The sequence below is a fragment of the Haloferula sp. BvORR071 genome (genome assembly GCF_000739615.1).
Taxonomy (GTDB): Bacteria; Verrucomicrobiota; Verrucomicrobiia; order Verrucomicrobiales; family Akkermansiaceae; genus Haloferula.
Window position 1 is genome coordinate 95,620 of sequence record NZ_BATP01000003.1, and the last position, 26,663, is coordinate 122,282.

The following is a 26,663-nucleotide window of genomic DNA, read 5'->3' on the forward strand; positions in this document are numbered from 1 at the left end:
ATGCGTGCGATTTTAGCCCGCTTCATTGAGACCTTCCGTGGCAGTTCCTTTCCGACCTTGTCGGAGACCCGGGACGGCGAGCAGGTCGTAATCAAGATGCGTGGCGCGGGGAACGGGGCAGGGGCCTTGCTTTCCGAGTTCCTGGTCAACCGCTTTGCCCATCTCAGCGGCCTGCCAGTCCCGGATGTGAGGATTGTCGAGATCGCCGCGGATCATCCTTGGGAATTCGGGACCGATGAGTTCGACGACCTGCTCCAGAAGAGCCCGGGGGCGAATCTAGGGATCTGTTGGATCCCGGAAGCGGCACAGCTCAGCGCGGAGCAGGCGAAGGCCTTGCCTGAAGAGTTCATCTCGCAGGTGGTGACCCTTGATCTTGTCTTCGCGAATCTCGATCGCAGCGCGGCGAGCTGCAATTTGCTGCGGGATTCAGATGGTCGCCGATGGATCATCGATCATGGCGGCTGCCGCTTTCTTTTCAGGCGGGCCACTGCTCCTGCGGCGAGCTTGCCTGAAGATCATATCTTCCAAGGCAGGGAGGATCTATTCGACATGGCGTGGCTGAAGCCACTGACACGTGAATTGGTCGAAGCGACCTTGGCCGAGGTCCCGGACTCGTGGCTGGCCGAGGAGGGCTTCACGCGGGAGGAGATCGGGGGATCATTGGCTTTGCTGCTGGCTTCGCGTTAAGCGGCCCAGCTCTAGCCACAGCACCCGCGACCACTGACCCGTGCCGGCGTGGCGCCAACCCGGCAGGCGGCAGGGGTGCTCGGGGCGGCCGATCAAGCCGGCGTCGATGCCCAGTTCGGTGGCGGTGAGCGCGAGCGACTCAAGGACCTCCGGCGGCGGCGTGTGGAACCAAGCATGGAGGCTTTTGCCGCCGGTCCAGAGGATGGCGGCGAGCTTCCAGCCAAGGTCTTCCCGGATCCAGCGGATCATGGCGAGGGAGTCGCGGAGGTGGGCCTGCTTCTGCTCTGCGGTAATCGGCTTCACGCCGCCGAAGCCATCGAAGTCGAGCACGGTGTAGGGCGCGGCGATCACGGCGCTGGCGCAGCGGGAATCGGTGGCGGGCTGCCAGTGTGCGGGCGTGACCAGCGGGCCGACTTCGTTCTTCGGCACCTGCTGCCAGGTCGCGCAGCTTTGCCAGCGCGCGGCGTGGGTGCCGCCGGACTGATAGACCGCGCCGGTCCACAGCAGGGCCTCGGGCGGAAAGAGGGTGGCGAGGAAATGGCGGGGGTCGCTTTCCACCAGCTCGCCATCCGGGATCTGCGGTGAGTCGTGCCAGACATCGGCGAAGTCCCAAGAGTGGCGCGCGAGGATGGCGCGTAGTTCTTCGCGGGCATCTTCCTGGAGCTGTTGGCGATCGCGGAACTTGGCTTGCTCGCGGGAGTATTCCTCACGGCGGGCGCGGAGGCTGGCGAGGTCCTGAGGGAGACTCAGCTTCCGACGGATGCCAACGAGCTCGAAGATCCGGCGGCGATGGTCGCGGTCTCCGGGATGGGCGGCACAGGCGAACTTGCCGCTGGGGAAGATCACCAGATGCGCGCCGCTGCGGTCGTGTTCTTGTTCGGAGCAGGCAGGGCAGCGGGCGATCATGCGAGTGCCGGAGTGGCGCAGGCGCTCGAGTCGGGAAGGATCGAGGGAGAGATCGGAGGTCATGGTAGCCGTGATGGTGGGAATCCGTCCATCCATCCATTGCCCTAGGGGAATGGATGGATGGACGCGTGGATGTAGAGATGAAGTGGGAAGGAAGAAGGGACGCGTCTTCTTCCTTCTCAGCCGTCCCCATCTTCCCGCCACCAGAACTTGCCCTTGTCGTCCTGCACGATGTGCTCGGGATAGCTCTTGATGATCTGATAGGCCTTGCTGCGCTCGCAGACCCCAGCAGCTGTTAGGCGGGCCGCCGCGCTCTTCTGCGTCTCCCCGCACATCCCGCGCAGGGCCTTGGCAATCTCCTCGAAGGTCCCGCGGCGGTTCACGCCATCGCCATCGAGGAAGGCCTCCATGTCGAAGTCCAGTGCAGGATCGAAGAGCCCATTCCGCCGGAACCATGCACTGGGCGCGCCTTCCTTGCCGTCATTGTTCTTGCAGCAAGTGAGCACCACTGTGTCGTCGGTCACGTCGGTATTCACCGGCTCCAGGGCGAAGACACAGCGTGCCGCGGCACCGATCTGATAGCTGCCCGCCAACTCGTGCAGCAGGTCGCGACCGTGCTTGCGGATGGTCTCGCTGCCCTTCTTGCGCATATGGTGGATCACCATGATCGCCGGCTTGTGCTCCGGCGCTTCCGGCAAGCACTCGAAGATGCCATCCAGCGCGCTGCGGTAGTCGGCTTGCTTGTCGCCATCCGCCGCGCGGTTCCAGGGATCGATGATGACGAGGCCCGGCTGGAAGGCGGCGATCAGCTCGGTGAGCTCCATGCGAAAGGCCGCTTCCTGGAAGGCCAGCCCGTAGGCCGGGGGTGGGGTGATCTTGATCCACTCGTCCAGGCCGCGCTCGGGCATCGCATCCCGCAACTCTTGCTTCAGGCGGAAGGGGCCGTTCTCGCACTGGATCACCAGGCTGCGGAAGCGGCTGTGCACGCGGTGGCCCAGCCATTCCACGCCACGCGCCCCGGCAATCGCGAGACCAAGTGCAGCGCGGCTCTTGCCGACGCCCGGCCAACCTCCAAGCACGGTGAGGCTACCACGGGTGAGATGGCAATCGCCCATCAGCACGAAGTCCTCCGGCGGCTGGTAGTCCATGAACTCGGAGGGCGTCCAAGTGGTGAGGTAGGAGCGCTTCGGCGGCGGCGGTGGCTCGGGCGGCTTGCCAGCGCCAGCGCGCAGGGTCTCGCGGGTGATGGCCTTGGGCGTGGCTTCTTCGGAGGATGGAGGCAGGGTGATCATGCGACACCTCCTTCCTGGCTCTCGTTCTTCTCGTTGCTATCGCCACGGCTCTTCTCCCACAGCGTTTCCAGGTGCGCGATCAAGCTGGCCCGGCAGATCAAGCGCGTGCCGTGCGGCTGCTCCTTGCTGCGTAGGGAGACGGACTTGATCTGTCCTTCCGCGATCATCGCATAGAGCCGCGTGCGGCCGATGCCGTAGCGGGCCGCGACTTCTTTCGGGCGGATCCAATCGGCGGGTGCCTGGGGATCGAGCAGGGTTGCCGGAATGCCAGTGCCCTTGAGGTAGCCCTCAGGCGGCGGGGTGGGGGTGGCTTTGCTGTCGCCGTTTGCCTCGGTCTTGGCCGTGGCGTTCATGTTGTTCGCTGTCATGAACGCCATCGGAACATCACGGACGCCGGTCGCGTAACGGGCGCAACTCGGGATCGGCGCTGTCCGCCGTCCATCCATCCATTTGCCTAAGGGAATGGATGGATGGACGGCGGAGAGATCGCTTCGAATTGCATCGCGGCTCGCGGCGTCTCAGAATGCGATATGCAAGCGGAAACCAGACAGACGTTGAAGCTCTGTGCGATTATGGTCATCGCCTGCCTGCTGCTAACCGCGCTGTGTCCGGCTCAAACTCCGAACGCACCTCAGCCCCAAACCGAAACCGGCCCGGAACCCGCCGCCGCCGAGCGGTCGCCCTTCTACCGGGCGCCGGCTGGCTTCATCAATTCACCGTGGTTGGTTTGGGATAAGTATCTCGGCTACTTCGCGGGAACCTGGACGACGGCCACGGGTGGCTTCCGGGGCGTGCTCGCCAACCGCGGCGTCAAATGGGAAACCGGCGGCGAATGGCCAGATCTGGATGCGCTTGGGGAAATCGAGCTTTCGGAGCAGATGGACTTCCTGAGCGCGAGCCACCGCTATGAGCTTTTCCTAGGGGACCTCCCCGAGAAGAACCTGTTGCTCATCCGCCACTCCGCGGATCCCAAGGCGGTTCCGGAATATCGTGTTCTCCTTCGCAATGGCTGGTCGCGGACTCCGCGCAAGGAGGATGACTTTCTCAGTAGCGAGCAGACCGGGTGGAGACTCGCCTTTCTCAAAATGTCCGGCGAGTGGAAGTCGGAGAAGGGAGGCATGAGCTTTCGGCTGAACTACCGCACGCTGACCTTCACGGAGGGTGGCCCTTGGCCGGAGGCCACGGGAAGACAAATGCTGCTTGGGGAACAGCCCGGATTTATCATCGGGGGCAAACGCTGCCTCTTCAAATACCTCAATGATAACTTGAAGGAGGTAAGCTTATTTCGCGAAGGCGAGGGCCCCGACGAATGGGAAATGGTGAAGTGCACCCTCGTGAAGTAGGCATGAATGGCGGGTTAAGGCAGCTCGAACCGTCCAAAGGCAGCTCGACCCGTCCATCCGTCCATTCCCCTAGGCAAATGGATGGATGGACGGCGGACGAAGCCTTCACCCCAAAAAAGAAACGGCCCGGGACTCGCGTCCCGGGCCGTTTGGCACCCGTTGGAAGGTGATCTTTGTCGGAGAGCTTGGAGCTGAATTGATTGATTAATTAATCAGCCCGAGAACTCCGCCGCGGATCACAGAAGTTCATTGAGGATATTCTCCATCAGCTCTTGGCGTCCGGAGGCCACCACGGGCTCGCCGTTGCGGAGCGCCCAGTCGCTGAGTTGGTCGAAGTCCATCTTGCCGGCTTCGATCTCCGCGCCGATGCCGTTGTCCCAGGAGGAGTAGCGGGTCTTGACGAAGTTCGAGATACGGCCGTCCTCGCGGATTGCTGCGGCGACGCGGAGGCCACGGGCGAAGGCATCCATGCCGCCGATGTGGGCGTGGAAGAGATCGACCGGCTCGTGCGATTCACGGCGGCGCTTGGCGTCGAAGTTCAGGCCACCGGTGGTGAAGCCGCCCATCTCCAGCAACTTCAGCATCACCTTGGTGGTGCCGTAGAGGTCGCTCGGGAATTGGTCGGTGTCCCAGCCCAGCAGTTCGTCGCCTTGGTTGGCGTCGATCGAGCCGAGCGCACCTGCGTCCATGGCCACGGTCAGTTCGTGCTCCATGGTGTGGCCGGCCAGCGTGGCGTGGTTGGTCTCGATGTTCAGCTTGAAGTGATCGAGCAGGTTATACTGCCGCAGGAAGTTGAGGCAGGCTGCGGAGTCCGAGTCGTACTGGTGGGTGGAAGGTTCGCGCGGCTTGGGCTCGATGTAGAACTGGCCGGTGAAGCCGATCTTCTTCTTATAGTCCACGGCCATGTGCAGCAGCGCGGCCAAGTGGTCGAGCTCACGCTTCATGTCGGTGTTCAGCAGCGTGGCGTAGCCTTCGCGGCCACCCCAGAAGGTGTAGCCTTCACCGCCCAGCGCGTGGGTGGCGTCCATTGCTGCCTTCACCTGGGCCGCGCCGTAGGCGAAGACCCGGGCATCCGGCGAGGTGCCGGCACCCTGCGAGTAGCGCGGGTGGGAGAAGAGGCAGGCAGTGCCCCAGAGGAGCTTCTTGCCGGTCGCCTTCTGCAGGCCACCGAGGTGCGCCACCACGTCGTTGAGCGCCTGGGTCGACTTCGCCAAGTCGTTCAGCTCCGGCGCGATGTCGCGGTCGTGGAAGCAGTAGTAGTCGATGTCGATCTTATCGAGGAACTCGAAGAAGACGTCCGCACGCTTCTTGGCGTTGTCCACCGAGTTGCTGTGGTCGTCCCACGGCGTGACTGCGGTGCCGGGGCCGAATGGGTCGGCCAGCTCGTTGCGCATCACGTGCCAGTAGGCAGCGCCGAAGCGGAAGTGCTCGCGCATTGTCTTCCCTTCGATCACCTCGTCGGGATTGTATTGTTTGAACGCGAAAGGGTTCTTGGATTTGGAACCTTCGTAAGCGATCTTGGGTATGTCCGGGAAGTAGGCCATGGGTGCGTTTCCAATAGGCCGAGAGGGGCCCGGAGTCCACAATAGATTTGTGTATGATTCCGTAAACATGGCTCTGATTGCAGAGCGTATGCGGGAGAGGAGTGCAAAATTGTGCATCGACACTCCTTAAACCGGCGGCTGTTTTGTGACGTAATCGACACTGGGCCGCCCAAACCCATCACCCCTGCTGCACCCGGTAACTCTCTCAATGCGCTACATTAAAGCCCTCGCGCTGCTGCTTCTGGCCGCGGTGAATGTTTCAAACGCGACCCCGGTCATCAACGAATTCTGTGCCAGCAACCAAAGCGGGCTTCAGGATGGCGATGGAGACCGCTCGGATTGGATCGAAATTTACAATCCAGACGCCGTTTCAGCGGACTTGTCAGACTGGTATCTCACCGACAGTGCCGCCGCCAAGACCAAGTGGCGATTTCCAGCCGTGAGCATCCCGGCGAAGGGCTATCTGGTGGTCTTCGCTTCGGGCAAAGATCGCCGGGTGGCCGGGCAGCCGTTGCACACGAATTTCTCCCTCGGTGCGGGCGGGGAATACCTCGGCCTGATCCAGCCGGACGGCCAGACGGCGGTCTCCGAGTTCAACCCCTCCTTCCCGGCGCAATTCGCGGATCTCTCCTACGGCACCCCCACGAATGAGGCGTCGGTCACCTTGGTGACGCAGACCAGCACCGGCAACTGGATGGTGCCGACCTCCGCGACCAATCCGGCATCGACTTGGAAGAACCCATCCTTCGTCCCCTCGGGCTGGAACTCGGCGACCTTGGGCATTGGCTACGACACCAATCTCTCCGGCACCAACTATCTGCCGGAGATCGGCAGCGGCGGGAATACCCAGGCCGCCATGTCCGGGCTGAATGCCTCCTGTTACCTGCGTGTGCCCTTCACTGTCGCCGCTGGCGCCCAGGTCTCCAGCCTCAAGCTGCGGATGAAATATGACGATGGCTTCATCGCCTGGCTCAATGGCCAGCCGCTGATGTCGGGCGGCACCCAACTCCGTCGGCTTAGCCCCACCCCGGTGGTTTGGAACAGCGCCGCGACGGGTAGCCGCGGCGATAGCCCATCGCTCGTCTTTGAGGACTTCGACGTTTCGGAAAGCAGCGGCCTGCTGGTGGAAGGCCAGAACGTCCTCTGCATCCAGGGGATGAACCAAACCACGGGCTCGAGCGACTTCCTGCTGCGTCCGGAGCTCACCGGCACCGTCGCCACAGCGGGCGGGCCCCTGCCGCCGGGCTACTTCGCCACGCCCACACCCGGCGCCAAGAACTCCGGCTCCTCCGGCACGGTGGTGCCCCAGGAGGTCGGCTTTTCACGCGCGGATGGCACCTTCACCACGAACTTCAATCTGACTCTCAGCGGTGCCTTGGGTGACCAGCAGATCCGCTACACCATGGATGGCAGCACTCCCACCGCGGCTTCCACGCTCTACAGCGCGCCCTTCACCATCAGCGCCTCCACCATTGTGCGGGCGCGCATCTACGCCCCGTCCACCGGCGCGCTCGGCTTCATCGGCGCACGCCACTTCGAGTCGGTGGCCACCACCATCTCGAACTACAATAGCAGCGGCCAGTTCTTCAAATCCAGCCTCCCGATCATGGTGCTGAACAACCGCGGCGGCGGGGAGATCGGCGATCCGAAGGAGAATGTCCGCGTCCAGATCTACGATCGCGATGCCAGCGGCTACGCCACGCTGAACACCACCGCGGTGCCGCAGACCTTCAATGCCTCGATCAACATCCGCGGCCGCAGCTCGTCGGGTTTCCCCAAGAAGTCCTACGGCGTCGAAGTCCACGATGAAAACGAGAATGGCAAGGACCTTTCGATCCTCGGCATGCCCGCCGGAGAGGACTGGGCGCTGGTCGGTTGCTACGACTTCGACCGCGCCTTCTCGCGGAATGCCTGGATCTATGAGATGAGCCGCCAGGCCGGCCGCTGGTCCCCGCGCACACGCCTGGTGGAGGTGTTCTTCAATCAGGACGGCAATCAGCTCAGCTACCAGAGCTCCGACTACCGCGGCGTTTACATTCTCTGCGAGACCATCCGCCGCGGCTCGGACCGTGTGGATATCGATGACCTGCAAAAGGGCGAGACCACCTACCCGGGAGTCAGCGGCGGCTTCATCTTCAAGGTCGATTCTCCGGAGAGCGATGAGTTCTCGTGGAAGACCAACCGCGGCCTGCCGCTTGCCGGCACCGGTGGCGACAACCTGGTGATCCACCGCCCCAAGCTGGCGGATCTGGCGACCCAGCAGTCGACCTACCTGAAGAACTATTTCCAGAGCTTCGAGGACGCCCTCTACAACGAGGCCGCCACGAACTTCAGCACGCGGAACTACCGCAACTACATCGACTCCGCCTCATGGGCGGACCACAACATCTTCAATGGCTTGGCCAAGAACGTCGATGCCCTGCGCCTCAGCGCTTATTTCTACAAGGACCGGGCTGGCAAGATGGTGGCGGGGCCGCTCTGGGACTTCGACCGCTCGGTGAATTCGACCGATGGCCGCGACAACGACACCAACACTTGGATCGGCACCGGTGACGCCACGAACTACTTCACCTTCGCCTGGTGGCAGAATCTCTTTGCGGACGTGGAGTTCCGCCAAGTTTACGTGGACCGCTGGCAGAAGCTGCGCAAGGGCCCCTTGGCCACAGCCAATGTGAACAGCGTCTTCGATGGCTATCTGGCCGAGTTCAAGCCAGCCGACACTGATAACCCGGCGGCCCGCGACTATACCCGCTGGTATTCGGCAGGCTCTAACAACATCAGCACGGAGGTCGGCAATATGAAGAGCTGGCTCTCCGCGCGCTCTGCGTGGATTGACTCCCAGTTCGCCCAGCAGCCGACTATCGCCCGGGCTTCCGGGGAAGTGCTGGTAGGCTCGACCACGACCATCGCTGTCCCCGCGGGCACCACTGTCTACTACACCACGGATGGGAGCGATCCGCGTGCAGAAGGCGGGAATCCCTCGGGCTCCGCACAAATTTACAACGGCACCCCGGTGGGCATCTCGGAGAGCATGAGGCTGACGGCCCGTGCCTTCCGCTCGGGCAGCTACTCGGTGCCGGCCACGAATTGGAGCGGCCCGGTGGATGCGCTCTATTTGGTCAATGAAACCTACGCTACGGCCAGTACCCTGGTGGTCAGCGGTATCAACTACAACCCGCTGGGTCCGGATGCCGCTGAGGCTGCCGCAATGCCTGAAGCACAGGCCTCCGACTTCGAGTGGATCGAGCTGAAGAACATCAGCGCCGCGCCGATCAATCTGGATGGCGTCTCCTTCGCCCAGGATGCGCCGGTGAGCGCGATTACCTTGGCGCCCTTCACCCTGGCACCGGGTGCCCGCGCCGTGGTCGCCCGGAATGCCGCGGCCTTCACCCTGCGTTACGGTTCCGCCGCGGCAGCCCGCATCGCTGGCACCTGGTCGGGCGATGGCAGCTTGGACAATGGCGGTGATGCCATTCTCCTGGAGGATCACTTGGGCAATGTGATCGCCGAGTTCGCCTACGACGACGGTGGCAGTTGGCCGGAACGGGCGGACGGGAAGGGGAGCGCGCTTGAGTTCACCGCGGAAGGTCCCAGCGACTCGCCCTTCGCTTGGCGTGCCAGCTTGGCAGTGCACGGCAGTCCCGGTCTGGCGCAAGCCGCGGCGGCGGCCAGCGTCGCGGTCAATGAGATCCGCGCGAATACGGTGCTTCCCGCCCACGATGCGATCGAACTCTACAACGGTAGCGCCGGCCCCATCGATCTCGGCGGCTGGTTCCTCAGCAATACCAGCGCGGTCGAGACGGCGGCCGACTATCGCACCTTCCGCATTCCGAATGGCACGGTGATCCCCGCCGGTGGCCATGTGGTCTTTGAGGACACAGCCTTCAGCCCCGCGAATGAAATGCCACTCGATGGCAATCGCGGTGGCTTCCTGCATCTCATCTCGGCAAACCCCGGCACCGGCCAGCTCCTGAACTTCGAGAGCGAAGTGGAGTTCATGCCCACGCTCGCCGGCGTTTCCTACGGTGCTTCCCCGGATGGCAGCGGCAACTACGTCCCGCTCGCGGCCTACACGCCTGGCGCGGCCAATGCCGCCCCGCGCGTGGGTCCCGTGCAGGTCACCGAGATCCACTACCATCCCGCGGGCAGCTCCCCGGAATTCGTCGAGCTCACCAATACCGGCAGCGGCACGGAGAATCTCGGCAAGTGGACCCTGCGTGGCGACGTGGACTACGATTTCCCGGCCAGCTATCCGATCGCATCGGGCGAATCGATCGTCTTGGTCTCCTTCGATCCAGTGCTTCTGCCGGGCCAGGCAACGGCCTTCCGCAATCAATACGCCGTGCCAGCCGCGGTGCGTCTCGCGGGGCCGTGGTCGGCGAACGATACGCTTGGCAATAGCGGTGGCACCGTCCGCCTGCGCCGCCTGGTGCCACCACCGGCGGAAGAGCCCGGCTACATCGGCCTGATGGTCGAGGATGAGGTGAACTACCTCGCCAGCGCGCCATGGCCCACCACGGCCTCGGGCACCGGCTCGGCGATCCGTCGCCTGGGCATCTACTTCCAGGGCAGCGACCCGGCAGCATGGGCGGCGGACGCGCCTTCTCCCGGCACCGGAGCCAGCGGCTATGCTGCATGGAAGTTCGCGAACTTCCCGGTCTCCGGAGGGGACAAGGGCGATGACCCGGATGGCGACGGCCTGTCGAACCTCGCGGAATACCTGTTAGGCACACCGCCGGCCTCGTTCACTGCCTTGGCGGGCAGCATCGATCCGAATGACGGCGAGCCGCGCTTCGTGCTGGATTACACCCTCCGCAAGGACCGTGACGATGGCAGCCTTTCGGCCCTTCAGTCCATCGGCTTGCAGGCATGGGTGCCCGCCGAGCACGATGAGCTGGTCTCTACTACCGGCGTGATCGAAAACCGCCGCGCCTGGCTGCCCGTGACTGACCATGGCTTCCTGCGGCTTGACGCTCAGGATATAACGCCAGCCCCGTGACCGATCCCGACTTCACCGCCTTGCTCGAAGACTACCGTTCCTTCGAGCGGGGCGTGATGCGGGTCATGGAGAAAGAGTGCACCCCGCACTGCAGCGTCTGCCCCACGCCTTGCTGCCGCACTGCGATCTGCCGGGAAGCGGCAGAGAGCCCCTTTCTGCTCGCGGTCCACGGTTCCCGCCAAGCCTTCGACGAAAAAACCGGCTACCTCGGTGCCCGCGGCTGCAAGCTGGGCGTCGGCCGGCCGCCGATCTGCCATGCCTTCCTCTGCCACAGGATCATGGACGCACAGCCCGACGACCAGCGCCGCTACGCCCTCGATGTCCTCGGCGAGTTGGTGGGCTACGTCGGCAAGAAAGTCTGGCTCAAGCGCCACTTGGTCGAGGCTCTCGACGATGCGGACTTGCGCAAAACCGACCGCGATCTGTTTCGGCGGCGGATCTCCGCCGCAGCCGCGGCCTTTGAGATCCTCGAGGCCTACTTCGCGGGCGAGCGTGATCTGGCCCAAGCGGATCTCCAGGTGCTCCAGGTGATCCGGAAATAGCGGCTTCCATTAGGTTTCGGCGGGACGAGGGAGGTTTTTCCAAAACCTTTCCGCGGCGAATAAACCCTTCCTCGAGGGCTGACGTGATTACGCAGCAGAGATTTCTAACGACCTGATTTTCCTGAATCCGGAGGGCGAAGCCGATGGCTGTTCGCTGGCTCGCGGTATTGGATGAGTAATTGAATCTAAGTTGTAATGTTTAAGATAGTCTTCCAATGGTGGACTATCTGTCTATTTCTGCGCCTGAATTTGGCCTCGGGTGCGATTGCAATTCTGTGATACAAATGAACTTCCGTGCCTACGGGTTCATGGGAAATTGAGTGACAATCCCGATCATGCTGCTGGCCGTTGCACCATGCATGCCTGAATGCATTTCATTGATGCACCCGCAATTATGCGAATCGGCAAGTGAGCTGATTAAGATTTCCCATTGCGGGCTGGCGCGCTCGCTGCTAGTCGTCGCGTTTGTGTAAAGTGATGCAAACGCGCCCTCTGTGACCCAGAGGGAAAATCCGGCGATCACACTCCTCCTAACTCATTCCCTTGTAGGCTCCGCGCGTGCGAAGCCAACTCCATGGGCTGTTAGGGTGGCCTCGTGAGAGCTGGCGAGTTAAGCCAATACTAATATAAACCATGATTAGCGAAAAAACCTTCCATCGCCCATCCGTCGCTCCCCGATTAGGATCGGTCGATATCCCGCCGAAATTCCGGCGACCGCTCTTGGCCGGCCTTCTCACTGTCCTTTGCGGCCTTACACCGGCCCTCGGCCAAGTCATCACCCAGACCGAACAAGACGACTCGTTTTCGACCGCAAATCCCACCGGCCTCACGGCGGGGAGCAGCGGGCTCAAGGTCGCCTACGGCCACAGTTCGGATGGACTCTATGGCGTGGTGGATGGAGATGGCAGCGGCGACTTCGATTTCTTCAAGCTGACCGCCAATGCCGGGCAGGTCATCACGGTCGATCTCAAGAATGCCGGCACCAGCGATGATTTCGATTCCTTGGTCGCCATCTATGGGCCGGATGGAACGATGAAGGCGTTCGACGATGATACCTACGGCCGCGCCAGCAAGCTCACCTACACCGCGACCGTCGCGGGCACCTACTACGTGGTGGTCAGCAATTGGGTCAACGTGGACAGTTACCCGGCCGGTAGCTTGCCCGCGGATCCCACGATTCCCGGCACCGGCTTTGGCTCTCCGGGAGGGACCGGAGGCCCTTACCAGGTCTTCATCGGGCTGGATGCAGTAGCCCCGATCGTGCAATACGACAGCTTGGTCTCCACCAATCCGGTTCCGGTTCCGGTCTTCAGGCGGGTGGTCGGACGGACCGACTACCTGCAATCCACGGCGCTGGGAGTGGCCAATACCGGCAATGCTCCTCTAACCATTACCGGATGGAATTTCACCGGTCCGGATGCGGCCAAGTTCTCTGTGCAGGGTCCTGCGCTTCCAATCACGCTGAACCCCAACCAAGTGGTCGGCGTGACCGTGCTCTTCGCGGGTGATGGCGTTCAGGCGACTTCTCATGCCTCGCTGGATCCCGTCAGCAACGATCCGCTCGGCATCAAGTTGGCCCTGACGACGAAGAATCCGATCGTGTCGGGCGGCGGCAGCTTCACCGTCAGGCAGGTCCACGCCACCGCCGGCACCGTCGTCAACAACTTCGACGTGGCGGACGCCCTTCTTGCAGGGACCAATGCTGCGACCTCAGCAACCCAGCAGAACCAGGTGGTCAACTATGCCAACGGAGGAGTGGCCCAAGGCTACTTCGGCGGCGACCGCGCTTTCCCGGACACCGCGGGCAGCGGCAATCAGTTCGCGACCCAGGCGACTGGGACCTTCTACGTGCGCCAAGCGGGATTCTACAGTTTCCGTGGTATCGCCGATGACGGCCAGCGGCTGCGGATCGATGGCGAGCAGGTCTTCATCAGTGGCACGGCGAATAGCCCCTCATTCGGTGTTGCCGAGCTTACCGTCGGCACGCACACGCTGGAGTATACGATGTATGAGATCGGGGGCGGCGATCAGATGGAACTCTCGATCGCCCAAGACATCGGCGAGTTCTTCGCGAACACCGAAACTACCTGGGAACTCCTCGAAGCCTACAGCCCCGATAGCGACGGTGACGGCCTGCCGAACCAGTGGGAGATCGACAACCAATTGGACCCGAACTCCGCCGTGGGTGACAATGGTGCCGACGGCGATCCCGACCAAGACGGACTCTTGAACAAGTTTGAATTCAGCCGCCACACCAAGGCGAACGATTCGGACACCGACGACGACGGACTCAAGGACGGTTGGGAAACCGGCACCGGCGTGTGGCTCGACGCCACCCACACCGGAACCGATCCGCTGGTTCAAGACAGCGACAACGACGGCTTCCGGGACGATGTGGAAGATCCCACCGAGGCCTTCACCGGGGTCTCTCAACCTGGCACGGATCCGAACAAGGTGGATACCGATGGCGACGGCTACCCCGATCGAGTCGAGGTGACACTCGGCAGTAATCCGAAGGTGGTGGGAAGCGTTCCGGCGATTACCTACACGCCACTACTGACGGAGAACTTCGATGGTACGAAGCTCAACTCGACCTATACCTTGACGAATTCGGGCGGTGCTTGGGTTCCCGCGGTCACGGCGACCGGTGTCGCGGCAAACAACAATGCGCTGCAGATCACCGATGCCTCCAACAGCAACAACAATTCGATTGCTTGGAACAAGGTGCCTTCCGGGGCTCCCTTGGCTTTGCGCCTGAGCTTCGACTTCCGCCAGGGTTCCAGCAATCCTGCGGATGGTGTCGGGATCGGGCTCTTCCGGACCAGTGCCTTCGGTGAGACCGGCGGTGCGAATCCGGCGGCTCCGAACAAGAACTGGGAGAACCCCTCCGGCGAGGGCGGGTTGGGGAATTCGCTGGCCTTGGGCTTCGGAATCTACGGCCAGAACGTCATCCGGATGGCGGGTCCGCTTTCTCCGGGGACCGCTTTGGCGCAAGTTGTCTCGCCATTTACCCTGAGCAGTAATCTATTCCACCGGGCGATCATCACCATGATGAGCAATGGGCCCGGCGGAACCATGGTCAGCCTGCAATTGGTTCAGGATGTCAATGGAGCGGCAACGGTGCAGCAGGTCTTCACCAACGTGCTGGTCCCGGGCTTCGACATTGCGAGCGAATCCTTCCGCTTGATCGCGGGCGGCCGTACCGGCGGGCTATTCGTTCGCCAGGACATCGACAACGTGAACCTCTCGGTCTTCGCGAATTCGGCCCCAAGCTCGATCTCCATCGACAAGGTGTCGGGGCAACTAAAGGTCACCTACACCGGTGTGTTGCAGTCCTCGACTGACATCATGAGCGGTTTCACGGATGTCCCCGGTGCGACTTCGCCATATACCGTGCCGGCAGGGTCGCCGGCCAGGATGTTCTACCGCGCCCGATAAGCCGCGGCTGAAGCTTGTTAGCCCCGGTTGCGTCCTCGCGATGCAGCCGGGGCTTTTTGCGCTCCGGCGGGGAAGGGTGACGCGGCTCCTAGCTGCGGCGCATGGCGAACACTCCATACTTGGGGCTGAACAGCCACGCCAAGAGGAAGAAGATTCCCAGCAAGATCACGATCACCGGTCCCGGCGCGAGCCGGAGCCAGGCTGCTAACAACACCCCGCCGACCGCTCCCACAGCCCCCAAGGTCCCTCCACCCCAAAACAACGCGGAGGTCCGGTCCGTGAGCAAGGAAATCGTCGCCGCGGGAGCAATCAGCATCCCCACGGAGAGCACACAACCCACCGCCTGGAGCGAACTCACCAGCGACAGCACCAGCAGCGTGAACTGCAGATAGTGCATGAAGCGCACTGGCACTCCTTGCGCCGCCGCCACGTTCGGCTCGAACAAAGTCAGCAGCAGCGGCCGCATCAGCAGGTTCGCCGATACCAAGGTGAAGGCCCCGATCCAGAACGCGATCTTCAGGTCGGAGTCTCCCACCGCCATAATGTCGCCGAAGAGCCAGTGCTCCAGCTCCTGCCGCGTGTCCAGCCGCGGCAAGATCGCCACGCCCGCCGCAAACGCGGAAGTATAGATCACCGCCAGTGCAGTGCCCTGCGCCACCCGGTTGCCGCGCGCGATCGCCACCGAGCCGAGCCCGACCATCAGTGCCGCGAACAAAGCGCCCACGAAAGCACTGCCCTGCGTCAATGCGCCCGTGAGCAGGATCCCGAAGGCGATCCCCGGCAGCATCGTGTGCGACAGCGCACTCACCGACAGCGCATTCCGCCGCAGCACCACGAAGCCGCTGAAGAAGCCATTGGCAAAGCCGATCATCAGCGCCGCCGCCAGCGCCCGCTGGTAGAAGGGATTGGAGAACAACTCGCTCATGCCAAAACCACCGTTAGGGCTTCGCTCCCACCACTCTCCGTCCCAACGGGACGACTCATACCAGCCCGGAACAAAGTGCCGGGTAGAACCCGCAACAAACCCTGTGTCCCGTAAGGACGCCTCATGCGTGGTAGGGCCATTGCCATCTGAAAGTTCACCTTCATTCCATCAGCGCCCTCACAAATCCGAGGTCACGGGCTGCGGCGCCGCGCGATCCTCCACATCCGAAATATGCCCGAAGGCCCGGTCTAAATTCCCCGCGCTCAAAACCTCCGCCGCCACACCGAAGCCAATCGGCCGCGTCTTCAATAGCAGTGCCTCGTCAAACAATCGCGGCGCACTCGCCAGGTCATGATGCGATGCCACCACCAGTCGGCCTTCATGTGCCAGTCGCTCCAACAAATCACTGAGTTGGCGTGAGGCATTCCGGTCCAGCCCGGTGAAGGGCTCGTCTAACAAAAGCACGTGTGCCTCCTGCGCCAGCGCTCGCGCCAAGAAGGCCCGCTGCTGCTGCCCGCCGGAAAGCTCGCGGATCTGCCGCCGCTGGAGATCGAGCAAATCCAAGGCGGCGAGGGCACTTTCCACCGCCGCATCATCCTTGTCGCTGAAGCGCCCGAACATCCCGGTCTGCGGATAGCGCCCCATCTCCACCAGGCCGCGTACGGTGATGGGGAAGGACCAGTCCACTTCCTCCCGCTGCGGCAGGTAGGCGAACTCCCGCGACCAGCGCTTTACCGCCGTGCCACGCCACAGGATCTTGCCGGCACTGCGTGGCACCAGCCCTGCGATCGCCTTGAGCAGCGTGCTCTTGCCCGCGCCATTCGGCCCCACTAGCGCCACCCGGTTGCCGCAGGAGGTCGCAAAGGACACGCCATCCAGCGCCAGATTGTTCCGGTAGCGCACCTGCAGCGCGTCGATCACCATCTCGTGGTGATGCGCGTGGTGGGCGCAGCAGTCGTGGTGCTCGTGGCTCATGGTTCCCAGATGTCGTCGATGTCGCCGCTGGAATCGAAAACGTGCTCAAGCGTCGGCTTGCCCGGGATCTCCAGCCGCAGCTTGGCGAAGCGGTGCCCCGCAGCTTGATCTGCCCAAGTCACCCGCAAGGCGACCACCGGTTGCTCTCCGGTGATCTCCAGCCGTCCCGCCAACGGGCCAGCTTCGCTCACCACCACCGGCTGGTCATTGATCGCGACCTCCTTGGCGACCCCGGAAAGCACCAACTCGTAGGTTGCCTTCTTCGTCGCCTTGGCCGCGGGGGGCTCCTCGGTCTTCACTGGCAGTGGTGCGACCGGGGCATGGGACTTCGTCAGCTTGCCAAGCGCCAGCCCCGTCGCCAGCAACGCGGCCAGGACGATCAAAGTTCTCAAAAGGGGCGATCCGCGCATGGCTCCGACAAGCGATGCTTCGCGCAGGAAGGTGGTATTTGCAAGCGATTTGCGTTTGGGTGACTCCACCTATTTCACGCCGAATCGATCTTCATCGGCCGGAGAAGAGGGAAGCCCGCGGCGTCACCTCATAGATGAGAAGCACCTCATCGCCCGATGGCTCAGCCAGCACCCGGACCTTGTCGACATAGCCACTTTCGTAAAGCGCCTTGATGTCAGAGTCGACCTGCTTGTCTGAATAGGTTCCGCCGCTATGGGTGCCGATGTAGGAGCGGAGCCGCCGGGGTGGATCGATGTCGATTGGCAGGGTGTAGCGGATCGCCACCTCGGAAACCCGTTTTCCTTCGATTGGTGCAGCCGGAAGCCCTTGGGCCTTGGACTCGGCCACCGTCGGCTCGGACGGCGTGGGCGGGATTCCCGCACACGAGGCGAGGACTAGGGCGAGCGCAAGAAGAGCCGGATCGCGGGTCATGGGAAGCGGGGGTAGGGGACTACTCGGGAGGACACACTTGCGATGAGCGTCGCAAGATCGTGTGCATCTTTGTCCCCCACGATCGTCTGGTTCGCTTTGAACAAGAAGGTGATGAAGGGATTCAGCACCCGGATCCCATTCACCATCACATGATGATGGTCGCGCTTCCAGCGGATCCGTGGGTCGCGGCGGTAAATCACCTCATCGCCCTCCTCATCGAAGACCATGATCTGGAAGGACCAATGCTCGCGCAGCCGATCCGTGACCCAGATGTCATGGACCTCTCTGGGAACCTCTCCGCCATCCCACGCCACATGCTGCCCGGCGAGGCAAAGAAAGACCCGCCGGCGATCCAAACAACGCAGGCACTCTCCCAGCCGCGAGCGCAGGACACCAATGTCCGTATCGCCGTGCTCGCGGCTGTCTTTGCCAGCGACCAAGTCAACCGAGTGGCCGCCGCCGAGCACCCAGTCCTCGAAGCCCGCCAATTCCGGGCCGAGATCCTGAATTGGAATGGGTTGCCAGATCATCGCTAGCATTTTGCAGGAGCATCTGGCAGCAGGAAGCCGCCATAAACTCTACTTAATACCATACTGAATGGTGTGAAAATGCTTGCCCGTTTCAGGGAGAGCGGCGACACAAGCGGCGGCCACCTCTTTCCGTTCCGGCATGTCGAGCAAACCGCCCATCCTCTTGCTCTCCTTCAACCGCCCGGAGTTGTCGCGGCAGGTCTTCGAAAAGATCCGCGAGTATCGACCGGAGCGCCTCTATCTCGCGGTGGACGGCCCCCGTGATCCCTCCACCCATCCGCGTGATGCGGAAGCCACGCGACAGTGCCGCGAACTCGCGGACCAGGTCGATTGGCCCTGCGAAGTCCTCACTCGCTTCTCGGAAGTGAACCAAGGCTGCGGTCGCGGCGTGAGCAACGCGATCACTTGGATGTTCGGGTGGGAGGAGAGGGGAATCATCCTGGAGGATGACTGCCTGCCGGAGCCGACCTTCTTCGCGTACGTTGCCGAGCTGTTAGAGCGCTACCGGGATCATCCCGGAGTAATGCACATCTGCGGCAATAGCTATGCGGATCAGCGGACCACGGCTGCCTGTGCTCCTTACAGCTACGCCTTCACCCGCTACCCCGATCTCTGGGGCTGGGGAACCTGGGCCCGCGCTTGGAAGCATTTCCGCTACGAGGTCCCGCCACCCGAGCAGATTCTCAAGTCCTACTTCGTTATGGAAGGCGTGGACCGCTATCGCCAATACGCGCAGCGGGATCGCGTGATCTCGGTCAGGCAGAAGGACAGCATGTGGGGCTACCGCTGGCACTTCGCGGTGATGAAGAACCGCGGCCTCTGCTTGGCTCCAGCCGTCAATCAGATCTCGAACACCGGCTTCGGTGGCGAGGCTACCCACACCACCGGGGAGGGTAGCCTGCATGCGGCGAATGCACCGACCACGCCACTTGCGTTTCCATTGCAGCATCCGCCGGAAATCACGGTCTCCGCTGCCTACAACCGCATCTATGCGGACAACGTGCTGGGCAGCACCGGCCGCTACCGGAAGCGCTACCTCAAGCGCTGGATCCGCCAACTCCTGATCCCGGGCTACGTGCCGAAGAAGTAAGCAAGCCGCCCGTCTCATGCGCTTTTTTCGCCGTTTGCTCCGCCGGATTGATCCCTTGCTTGCGAAAGCCGCGGCTCGCAGTGCCATGGGCTCTGGCTTCTACTATGGCTTCGTCCGCTCAGACTTCGGGCGGGAGCAGCGCTCCTTTGCCGCGGGGCGGCAGGCCTATGAGGATTCCCTTCGGCGCCCCGGTGGCAGCATGGCCATCTTGCGGCGCAACGTGCATCGCTTGGAGAAGGGCCTCTTGATGCGGCCGCAGCGCCTGCCCTTCGCCCTTGATTACATCGGCGAGACAGTGGCTGCCTTCGTCACCGCCAGCACCGCCGGGATCGATGCCACAGAGCTCGCTTGGGCTCGCGATGTTCTGACGGAATATTTCAGGCGTCACGCCGGGCAATCGGTGGTCGATCCGCATGCCATCAGCTTTGATGCCGCAGCCGGGCATGATCCGGCGGAGCCTTCGCGGATTCCGTATCGCCGCGATCTGGGTCCCTTGCCGCTTGATCTCGCGGGCCTGCAGGCATTGGCAAAACGCCGGCGTTCGGTGCGCTGGTTCTTGCCGAAGCCGGTCCCGCGCGAGGCGATCGACCAAGCCATTGAAGTGGGCACCCAGGCCCCGAGCGCCTGCAATCGCCAGCCCTTCGAATTCCGGATCTTCGATGACCCGGAACTTGTGCAGAAGGTGATCGGGATTCCCTTCGGCCTCGCGGGCTATGGCCACAATGTGCCGGTGGTGATCGTGGTGCTGGGGCAGCAGCGGCACTTCTTCAGCGAGCGCGACCGCCATCTCATCTATATCGATTCCTCGCTCGCGGTCATGGGCCTGCTCTTCGGTCTGGAGGTGCAGGGCCTGAGCTCCTGCTGCGTGAATTGGCCCGACATCGAGGCAAACGAGACTCAGATGGCGAAGCTTCTCAACTTGGCCCCGGACGAGCGTCCGGTGATGCTGGTCGCCCTTGGCTATCCCGATCCGGAAGGCATGGTGGCACACTCTACCAAGAAGAGCCTGCCGCTCATCCGCCGCTACAATTTCGAATGAAGAAGCCTCTCACCGTCGAGATCCATGGCACCGGCACCCACAACCGTGGCGCGGAGTTGATGGCTATCGCCATTGCCGAACGCCTGCGCGCCAGCTTCCCGGGAGTCCGTCTGGTCGTGCCGCCGGGCTTCGGTGATTTCGAGGCGCGCGCCCGCTATGGCTTCTGGACCACTTGGGAGTTTTCCAAGCGCTGGCAATCGCGGCTCTCCGCTGCGAGTATCCGGCGCTACTCACCGGGCATTGAAGAGGCCGCCGGCATTGTCGATCCCGCCACGATCGATGTGGTGCTGGATGCTTCCGGTTTTTCCTTCTCCGATAAGTGGGGACCGAAGGGTGCCCGTCATCTCCACCGCAAGATGACCCGCACCGCCCGCGCGGGGAAGCCACTGCTACTGCTTCCGCAGGCCTTCGGTCCCTTCACCGATCCGGAGACAGCAAAGGCCACGCGCCAGCTCTGCGGACGAGCGAGTCTTGTCTGTGCCCGCGATTCTCGCTCACGCGAGGAGCTGCTTGCCTTGGGCACCTTGCCCACTCTCCGCGTCTATCCGGACTTCACCATCGGCATCCGCCCGCTGCACCCGGCTTCACTCCGCATCCCGAAGAGCTTCTCCGCCATCGTTCCCAATCAGCGCATGGTCGACAAGGGAGAGGCAGGTGATACCTATCTCGCATTCTTGCTGCGTTCAGCCCGCTCCCTCGAGCGCCGCGGGCTGAACCCCGTCTTCTTGCTGCACGATGCCAACGACGACCGCAAGGTGGTGGCAGCCTTGAAAGAACGCGGCCTGACGCTGCCGGTGATCGAGCACGAGGACGCCCGCGTGCTCAAGGCCATCCTGGCAAAAGCGAGCCTTGTCATTGGCTCCCGCTTCCATGCTCTTGTCAGCACGCTCTCGCAGGGGCTGCCCGCGATTGCCGTCGGCTGGTCGCACAAGTATCCACAGCTCTACCAAGACTTCGGCTGCCCGGATCTGCTCATCGACGAGCTGGATAACGAAGTATTGCTTGAGGCCACCATCGACAAGCTCTGCTCCCCCGAGGAGCGCGGCGGCTATCAAGAGCGACTCACGCAGGCTGCAAACCGCATCAAGCAACGCAACGATGCGATGTGGGGTGAAGTGGAGAAGCTGATACGCTCAAGCTGCCGGGCCGGAGCACCGGCAGCTTGAGACCACCATCCAAGGAAAGAAACGGACTCAGTAGCGCTCGGGGTCGCGATACAGGCGGATGATGTCATCCCGCACGGTCATGCTGTAGGGCGAGTGGGTCCGCACGAACTTCCACAAGCGGCCAATCGTCGGATACGAGTTTTTCCCGACGAATAGCCGGGCGTCATCGATAAGGATCAGGTGCTCCTTGGACTCGCTCTCGAAGATCGTCGCCAGTTCATCTTCGATCGGTGTTTCGCGGGATCCTGCCTTGCCAGTGCGCGGGCCGGAGTAGTGGGCATCGAGCCAGAAGACGGCGGGCCCATCGAGCTGCGCGACGATCTCCGGCAGGACCTTGGCACTGTCGCCGTGGAAGCAGCGGATGTAGTCCTGCCCGGCAAAGCGCGCGGCAGCCTTGCGGTAAAGTTCCTCGTGAATCTCCACCGTGTAAACCTTGCGGTAAACGCCGGACATGGCGGCCGTGGTTTCACCGAGATAAGTGCCCGTCTCCACGAAGTTGTCGTACTTCGCAGCGTGCGCGGCGAGTCGGTCTCGCTTCTCATTGGGAAGCAGGTGGGTGAACAAGGAGTGCTCCCGGGAATTGAGAGCGTATTGGAAGTCCCTGACGAATTGCTTGATCATATTGGCTTGGAGAAGATGAAAGGTGAAAGCTTGTTGCCCTTGCACGGGATGCGCGGGCACACCTTGCCCGCACGGGATCACTGGGCTCCGGCGTGGTTCGCGCGGGCGCGGCAAGTCCTTGCTTTGCGACATGCCATCGTCAGCGGGTCACCGCGAGGAAGGCGTCAACACGAAGCCGTCGCGGCTGCGGAGTTTCTGGTCGAATGAGTTCTCATCTTGAGGAGCGCTGTTTCATTCGCCGGGATCGGAACGGAAGTCCGCAACCTGACCCGGCACCATGCCAACATGCTCCCCTCCGCGGGGTGGCGATTCGCATCCGCCCATCTCAGGTGAGCTGGCCGGTGCGGCTGACGGGGCGAATTTGCATACTCAACGGTGGGAATTCAAGTCCAACTTTCAACCCTTTGGATTTTTTACCCGCTAGCCTCCAGCGAAGCCCCGATAGCCCGGGCTAGCGTCGGTGAACCATTTTCTGGCAAAAGATGCCATGCTGCGGGAATCAGCAGTGGACGAACGAATTTCCACTGCGAACCATTGGCCCTGAAAGGATCATCAGCCCTCCCGCACCGCTTGGAAGAGCTTCCAAATCGCGGCCTTGATGGTAATGGTGACGAGAATTCATACCCATTTCGCTTCCCCCGCGGGGGACTTTGAGCGACACCGCCGCCCTGCCATGACGAACCCTTTTCGCGAAGACCTCGTCTCCCGTTCGCGCCCGGAGCCCTGCACAGTCGTGATCTTCGGTGCCACCGGAGACCTTACCCACCGCAAGCTGGTCCCGGCGATCTACAATCTGGCCGTGGACGGCGAGCTGCCACCCGGTGTGAAGATCCTCGGCTTTGCGCGCCGTGAGAAATCCGACGAGGAGTTCCGCAAGGGCCTCGAAGAACTCAACCGCAAGGTCTCCCGCTCCGGCCATGACGACACCATCTGGGGCAAGTTCGTGGACAACATCCACTACCACCAGAGCGAGTTCGACGAAACCGACGGTTACAAGCGCCTCGCCGAGCGCCTCGACACGATCGATCGCGACCGCGGCGGGAAGGGCAACCGCCTCTTTTACATCGCCAGCGCTCCCGAGTTCTTCGACGTGATCCTGGAGAAGCTCAAGGAAGCCGGTCTAAACGAGGCCAAGGACGGCTGCTGGGCCCGCGTGATCGTGGAAAAGCCTTTCGGCACCGATCTCAAGACCGCCCAGCACCTCAACGAGGTGGTGAACCGGACCTTCCACGAAAAGGACACTTACCGCATCGACCACTACCTCGGGAAGGAGACCGCGCAGAACATCATGGTCCTGCGCTTCGCCAACGCGATCTTCGAACCGCTCTGGAACAACCGCTACATCTCCCACGTGCAGGTCACCTGCGCCGAGAACCTCGGCATGGAAGGTGGCCGCGGCGGCTATTACGACACTGCTGGTGCCCTGCGTGACATGGTGCAGAACCACCTGCTCCAGCTCCTCAGCCTGATCACCATGGAGCCTCCCACCGACCTCAGCGCGGATGGCGTCCGCGATGAGAAGGTCAAGGTGATCCGCTCGCTCCGCCAGTGGGACACCCCGGAAAAGGTCGCCGAGAACGTCGTCCGCGCCCAATACACCAAGGGCTTCGTCGATGGCAAGGAGGTCCCCGGCTACCGCGAGGAAGACCGCGTGGATCCGGAGAGCATGACCGAGGCCTACGTGGCCGTGCGCCTGATGATCGATACCTGGCGCTGGAGCGGCGTGCCCTTCTACATCCGCATGGGCAAGCAGTTGCCGAAGAAGGCCACCGAGATTTCCGTGCACTTCAAGGCCCCGCCCTGTGTGCTCTTCAATGCGCTGCCCGGCGGCGTTCCCGGTGCCAACGTGCTGGTCATCCGCATCCAGCCGGATGAAGGCATCTCGTTGCGCATGGTCTCGAAGATCCCCGGCACCAGCCTGCGCCTGGAGCCGGTGAAGATGGACTTCCACTACGCCACCAGCTTCGGCAAGGGCAGCCCGGAAGCCTACGAGCGCCTCTTGCTCGATGCCATGGCCGGTGACGCCACCCTCTTCGCCCGCCGCGACGAAGTGGAGGAAGCCTGGAAGTTCATCGACCACATCGAGCACGCTTGGCACCAGAGCGACACCCCGCCGCCGATGGCCGAATACGTCGCCGGCACCTGGGGACCGAAGGAAGCGGACGAACTTTTGCAGCGCGACGGGAATTCCTGGCGCAGACTCTGAAGATCCCATGGCCACTCTAGAGATGCATCCCGAACTCGGCCGCGAGGTCTTTGTCGGCTCGATCGACAAGGAGCTGCGCAAGCTCTGGGAGGAAGACGAGGCGCGCACCAATGCCTCGCTGATGAACCTCGCGGTTTACTCCGAGGCCCCGGGCGCGTTGGAGCAAAACTCCGCCGCTGTCCGCGAGCTCACCACGGAGCACGCCTGCCGCGCGATCCTCATCGGCATTGACCGCAGTGAGCAGGACGCGTCGATCCGCGCTTGGATCACCGCACACTGCCACCTCCTGCACGGCCGCAAGTCGGTCTGCTGCGAGCAGATCTCCTTCGCCCTCACCGGCCGGGCCACCGGCCGCCTGCGGAATACTGTCTTCGCCCACCTTGCCTCGGACTTGCCGCTGATCTTCTGGTGGCAGGGCGAACTTTCGCCGATCTTCGAGGATCGCCTCTACAGCCTGGTAGATCGCTTCGTCTTCGATAGCAGCGAATGGGCCGAGCCGAAAGCGGCCTTCGCCACCATCTCCGCGGCGGTCGATAGCGCCACCCGCGAACTGGTGGTGCAGGACCTCGCATGGACGCGCAGCTTCCAGTTCCGCGTCTCGGTCGCCGCTGTGTATGATGACCCGCTCGTTCTCGGCGCCCTGCCGAAGGTGGATAGCGTGGAGATTGTCTACCATCCCGCTCACCGCAGCACCGCCCTGCAAATGCTCGCCTGGCTCGCCGTGCAGGCCAGCTGGCGCGATGGCATGGAGCTCGATCTCGCCGTGACCCGCCGCAGCGGCAACAAGGAAGGCTTCTCCTTCGAGGGGGCCGCCGGCAAGTCCATCACCGCCACTCTAACAGCCGACGCAAGCGCAGCCCCGCTCAGCCTCGTCTCCTTGCAGGGTGGGGGCGTGGAAGTCGCCATCTCCCGCGAGGCAGGTGCCAGCTTCCTGACCCGCCGCATCAAGGCATCGGGTCACGAAATCGAATCACCGGGCCCGGTCGATCCCGATAGCTCGGTCGGCCTTCTCGGCGAGCAACTCGCCCGCGGCGGCAAGAACTCGCTCTTCCAGAAGATCATGCCGCGCTTCCGGGAACTGCTGGAGCGCTGAGCAAGACCTCAAGCCACACACCGGCGGCGCCGCAACAGTAGCGTCGCCGGAAGCAGGCCCGCCATCAGCAAGGCCGAGGGCTCGGGGACCGATACGGTCTTCAGGCTTCCCTTCAGCAGCATCGACGAATCACCGAAGTCGCCGCCGGAGAAGTTGCTCAAATCCCGCAGCGTGATCGTGATGTTGCTGAGATCCGTGCCCCACGGCAGGTCCAGCGTATGCATCACGGCGGACGGCCCTGGCACCCCGATGCCAAAGACTCCGCTAGCCCCGCTCTCAGGGGCGCCCTGAGCGTTCAAGGTCCAGGTGTCAGTGTAAGTCAGGATATGGCCGCCCACCGAGATCTCCACCGTGGCAGTCCATGTTAGACTCAGATCTCCGGCGGGGTAGAACATGCTCCCCGACCACGCGACCGGATTGTCCGGGATGAATTGGAGCTGGATCGATTGTCCGGGAGCGAGGCCGCTCAAGTCACTCAGGTCGCTCGACTGGGTGGCCGTCGTGTTGATCGACGGGGTCAGCGGTCCCGAGTAATCGGTCTCAAGGTGGAACAGAGTGCTGGCAGCTTGGGAAAGTCCCGTCAGAGCCAGAAGCAAAAGGAAGGGGGAACGGAGGAATCTCATGATGGAGGAGTGATGCGGCTATACATGCTCCGACCAGTCCCGTCATCCGGTTTCACCTATCTCGAACTAGATAGGGAAATTATTCCGCCATGTAATTCGCCAGCTTCTCCCGCAGCGTCGTCCGCGCCCGGAAAAGCAGGCTCTTCACCGACGATACCGAGGTATTCAGCACCGTCGCGATCTCCTCATACGGCAGCGACTCGTAGCTGTAGAGGATCACCGCCGTCCGCTGGGCCTCAGGCAGGGTCGCAATCGCCCGGTCGATCTGCTGGTGCATCTCCACCTTCATCGCCTCCTCCTGCGGCTCATGCCGCGACTCGGAGGCCACCTGGAATCCACTCTCCTCCTCGCGCTCCTCGGAGGAGACCTCCTTGCGCCGGGTCCGGCGCCGGGACTCGTTGAAGACCAGGTTCCGGGTGATCGTGAACAAATAGGTCGTGAACTTCGCGTCCGGCCGCCAGCGCTTGGCGTGCTTCCAGATCCGCAGGAAGGCCAGCTGCGCGATGTCCTCCGCCTCGGTGGAGTCATTCAGCATCCGCGCCACGGTGCCGACCACCGCATTCTGGTGCCGCTCCACCAGCTCGCGGAAAGCCCGCTCGTCGCCCTCGGCGATCTTGCGCATCAGAGCCACGTCAATGTCATCCCCGTCCGCGCTGTCGGTCGCTGAGGTCGGGCGTGACGATGGCATGCAGTAGGTCGGGAAGGTCAGTGCTGCTTCCATTCTTACCGTGACGAACCGTCCGGCCAGCCGGAAGTTGCGGA

At 62.8% G+C, this 26,663-nt stretch carries 22 protein-coding genes; 10 read left to right on the top strand and 12 right to left on the bottom strand.

Annotated features, from left to right (window positions below):
• Entirely contained in the window at nucleotides 1–687 is a 687-nt protein-coding gene (locus BV071_RS01395; RefSeq protein ID WP_035601118.1) for a HipA family kinase, read from the top strand.
• Here BV071_RS01395 and BV071_RS01400 read toward each other — a convergent pair.
• The 3 genes from BV071_RS01400 to BV071_RS01410 all read right to left on the bottom strand — a co-directional run bounded on the left by BV071_RS01400 (nucleotide 658) and on the right by BV071_RS01410 (nucleotide 3,253).
• On the bottom strand, nucleotides 658–1,656 hold the full coding sequence (locus BV071_RS01400) for a hypothetical protein (RefSeq protein ID WP_035601120.1): 999 nt from the start codon (nucleotides 1,654–1,656) through the stop codon (nucleotides 658–660). The genes BV071_RS01395 and BV071_RS01400 overlap by 30 nt on opposite strands.
• Nucleotides 1,657–1,772: 116 nt before the next feature.
• Nucleotides 1,773–2,885: an AAA family ATPase gene (locus BV071_RS01405; protein ID WP_035601122.1), complete on the bottom strand. Its 1,113-nt coding sequence runs from the start codon at nucleotides 2,883–2,885 to the stop codon at nucleotides 1,773–1,775.
• The gene (locus BV071_RS01410; protein ID WP_265593929.1) at nucleotides 2,882–3,253 is read right to left on the bottom strand and encodes a helix-turn-helix domain-containing protein; all 372 of its coding nucleotides are present in this window, start codon (nucleotides 3,251–3,253) and stop codon (nucleotides 2,882–2,884) included. The genes BV071_RS01405 and BV071_RS01410 overlap by 4 nt, the downstream gene beginning before the upstream one ends.
• Nucleotides 3,254–3,457: 204 nt before the next feature.
• Between BV071_RS01410 and BV071_RS01415 the strand changes: the two genes are divergently transcribed.
• The gene (locus tag BV071_RS01415; RefSeq protein ID WP_035601127.1) at nucleotides 3,458–4,228 is read left to right on the top strand and encodes a hypothetical protein; all 771 of its coding nucleotides are present in this window, start codon (nucleotides 3,458–3,460) and stop codon (nucleotides 4,226–4,228) included.
• A 236-nt stretch (nucleotides 4,229–4,464) separates the two neighbouring features.
• Here the strand turns inward: BV071_RS01415 and xylA are convergent, their stop codons facing one another.
• On the bottom strand, nucleotides 4,465–5,772 hold the full coding sequence (gene xylA / locus BV071_RS01420; RefSeq protein WP_035601129.1) for a xylose isomerase: 1,308 nt from the start codon (nucleotides 5,770–5,772) through the stop codon (nucleotides 4,465–4,467).
• 208 nt (nucleotides 5,773–5,980) lie between these two features.
• Here xylA and BV071_RS01425 point away from each other — a divergent pair, with 208 nt between their 5' ends.
• The 3 genes from BV071_RS01425 (at nucleotide 5,981) to BV071_RS32300 (ending at nucleotide 14,751) form a co-directional block, all read left to right on the top strand.
• Nucleotides 5,981–10,771: a lamin tail domain-containing protein gene (locus BV071_RS01425; protein ID WP_035601132.1), complete on the top strand. Its 4,791-nt coding sequence runs from the start codon at nucleotides 5,981–5,983 to the stop codon at nucleotides 10,769–10,771.
• Nucleotides 10,768–11,313, top strand: coding sequence for a hypothetical protein (locus BV071_RS01430; protein WP_035601135.1), 546 nt, complete (start codon nucleotides 10,768–10,770; stop codon nucleotides 11,311–11,313). Before BV071_RS01425 ends, BV071_RS01430 begins: the two co-directional genes overlap by 4 nt.
• Before the next feature lie 720 nt (nucleotides 11,314–12,033).
• A complete protein-coding gene (locus tag BV071_RS32300) occupies nucleotides 12,034–14,751 on the top strand; it encodes a pre-peptidase C-terminal domain-containing protein (protein ID WP_052572741.1) in 2,718 nt (905 codons plus the stop codon).
• Nucleotides 14,752–14,839: 88 nt separating this feature from the next.
• On the opposite strand, the gene BV071_RS01440 is transcribed toward BV071_RS32300, so the two are convergent.
• The 5 genes from BV071_RS01440 to BV071_RS01460 all read right to left on the bottom strand — a co-directional run bounded on the left by BV071_RS01440 (nucleotide 14,840) and on the right by BV071_RS01460 (nucleotide 18,063).
• Entirely contained in the window at nucleotides 14,840–15,676 is an 837-nt protein-coding gene (locus BV071_RS01440; protein WP_035601138.1) for a metal ABC transporter permease, read from the bottom strand.
• A 177-nt stretch (nucleotides 15,677–15,853) separates the two neighbouring features.
• On the bottom strand, nucleotides 15,854–16,651 hold the full coding sequence (locus tag BV071_RS01445; protein ID WP_052572742.1) for a metal ABC transporter ATP-binding protein: 798 nt from the start codon (nucleotides 16,649–16,651) through the stop codon (nucleotides 15,854–15,856).
• Nucleotides 16,648–17,061, bottom strand: a complete 414-nt coding sequence (locus BV071_RS01450; protein ID WP_265593930.1) for a hypothetical protein — start codon at nucleotides 17,059–17,061, stop codon at nucleotides 16,648–16,650. The genes BV071_RS01445 and BV071_RS01450 overlap by 4 nt, the downstream gene beginning before the upstream one ends.
• Before the next feature lie 91 nt (nucleotides 17,062–17,152).
• Entirely contained in the window at nucleotides 17,153–17,533 is a 381-nt protein-coding gene (locus BV071_RS01455; RefSeq protein WP_035601143.1) for a POTRA domain-containing protein, read from the bottom strand.
• Nucleotides 17,530–18,063, bottom strand: a complete 534-nt coding sequence (locus BV071_RS01460; protein WP_265593931.1) for a hypothetical protein — start codon at nucleotides 18,061–18,063, stop codon at nucleotides 17,530–17,532. The genes BV071_RS01455 and BV071_RS01460 overlap by 4 nt, the downstream gene beginning before the upstream one ends.
• 139 nt (nucleotides 18,064–18,202) lie before the next feature.
• Here BV071_RS01460 and BV071_RS01465 point away from each other — a divergent pair, with 139 nt between their 5' ends.
• The 3 genes from BV071_RS01465 to BV071_RS01475 are packed head-to-tail and all read left to right on the top strand — an operon-like array spanning nucleotide 18,203 to nucleotide 21,358.
• Complete coding sequence (locus tag BV071_RS01465; RefSeq protein ID WP_052572743.1) at nucleotides 18,203–19,153, top strand: hypothetical protein; 951 nt, start codon at nucleotides 18,203–18,205, stop codon at nucleotides 19,151–19,153.
• A 16-nt stretch (nucleotides 19,154–19,169) separates the two neighbouring features.
• Nucleotides 19,170–20,192, top strand: a complete 1,023-nt coding sequence (locus BV071_RS01470; protein ID WP_052572744.1) for a nitroreductase family protein — start codon at nucleotides 19,170–19,172, stop codon at nucleotides 20,190–20,192.
• Nucleotides 20,189–21,358: a polysaccharide pyruvyl transferase family protein gene (locus BV071_RS01475; RefSeq protein WP_035601148.1), complete on the top strand. Its 1,170-nt coding sequence runs from the start codon at nucleotides 20,189–20,191 to the stop codon at nucleotides 21,356–21,358. Before BV071_RS01470 ends, BV071_RS01475 begins: the two co-directional genes overlap by 4 nt.
• Nucleotides 21,359–21,385: 27 nt before the next feature.
• Here the strand turns inward: BV071_RS01475 and BV071_RS32305 are convergent, their stop codons facing one another.
• Entirely contained in the window at nucleotides 21,386–21,979 is a 594-nt protein-coding gene (locus BV071_RS32305; RefSeq protein WP_052572745.1) for a hypothetical protein, read from the bottom strand.
• A 673-nt stretch (nucleotides 21,980–22,652) separates the two neighbouring features.
• Here BV071_RS32305 and zwf point away from each other — a divergent pair.
• Together zwf and BV071_RS01490 are read left to right on the top strand one after the other, a co-directional pair.
• Nucleotides 22,653–24,185: a glucose-6-phosphate dehydrogenase gene (gene zwf, locus BV071_RS01485; RefSeq protein WP_035601152.1), complete on the top strand. Its 1,533-nt coding sequence runs from the start codon at nucleotides 22,653–22,655 to the stop codon at nucleotides 24,183–24,185.
• Between the two features lie 7 nt (nucleotides 24,186–24,192).
• The gene (locus tag BV071_RS01490; protein WP_035601155.1) at nucleotides 24,193–25,278 is read left to right on the top strand and encodes a glucose-6-phosphate dehydrogenase assembly protein OpcA; all 1,086 of its coding nucleotides are present in this window, start codon (nucleotides 24,193–24,195) and stop codon (nucleotides 25,276–25,278) included.
• Nucleotides 25,279–25,286: 8 nt separating this feature from the next.
• Here the strand turns inward: BV071_RS01490 and BV071_RS01495 are convergent, their stop codons facing one another.
• The gene (locus BV071_RS01495) at nucleotides 25,287–25,901 is read right to left on the bottom strand and encodes a hypothetical protein (RefSeq protein WP_265593932.1); all 615 of its coding nucleotides are present in this window, start codon (nucleotides 25,899–25,901) and stop codon (nucleotides 25,287–25,289) included.
• Nucleotides 25,902–25,980: 79 nt separating this feature from the next.
• Nucleotides 25,981–26,622, bottom strand: a complete 642-nt coding sequence (locus BV071_RS01500) for a sigma-70 family RNA polymerase sigma factor (RefSeq protein WP_265593933.1) — start codon at nucleotides 26,620–26,622, stop codon at nucleotides 25,981–25,983.
• Nucleotides 26,623–26,663: the final 41 nt, after the last annotated feature.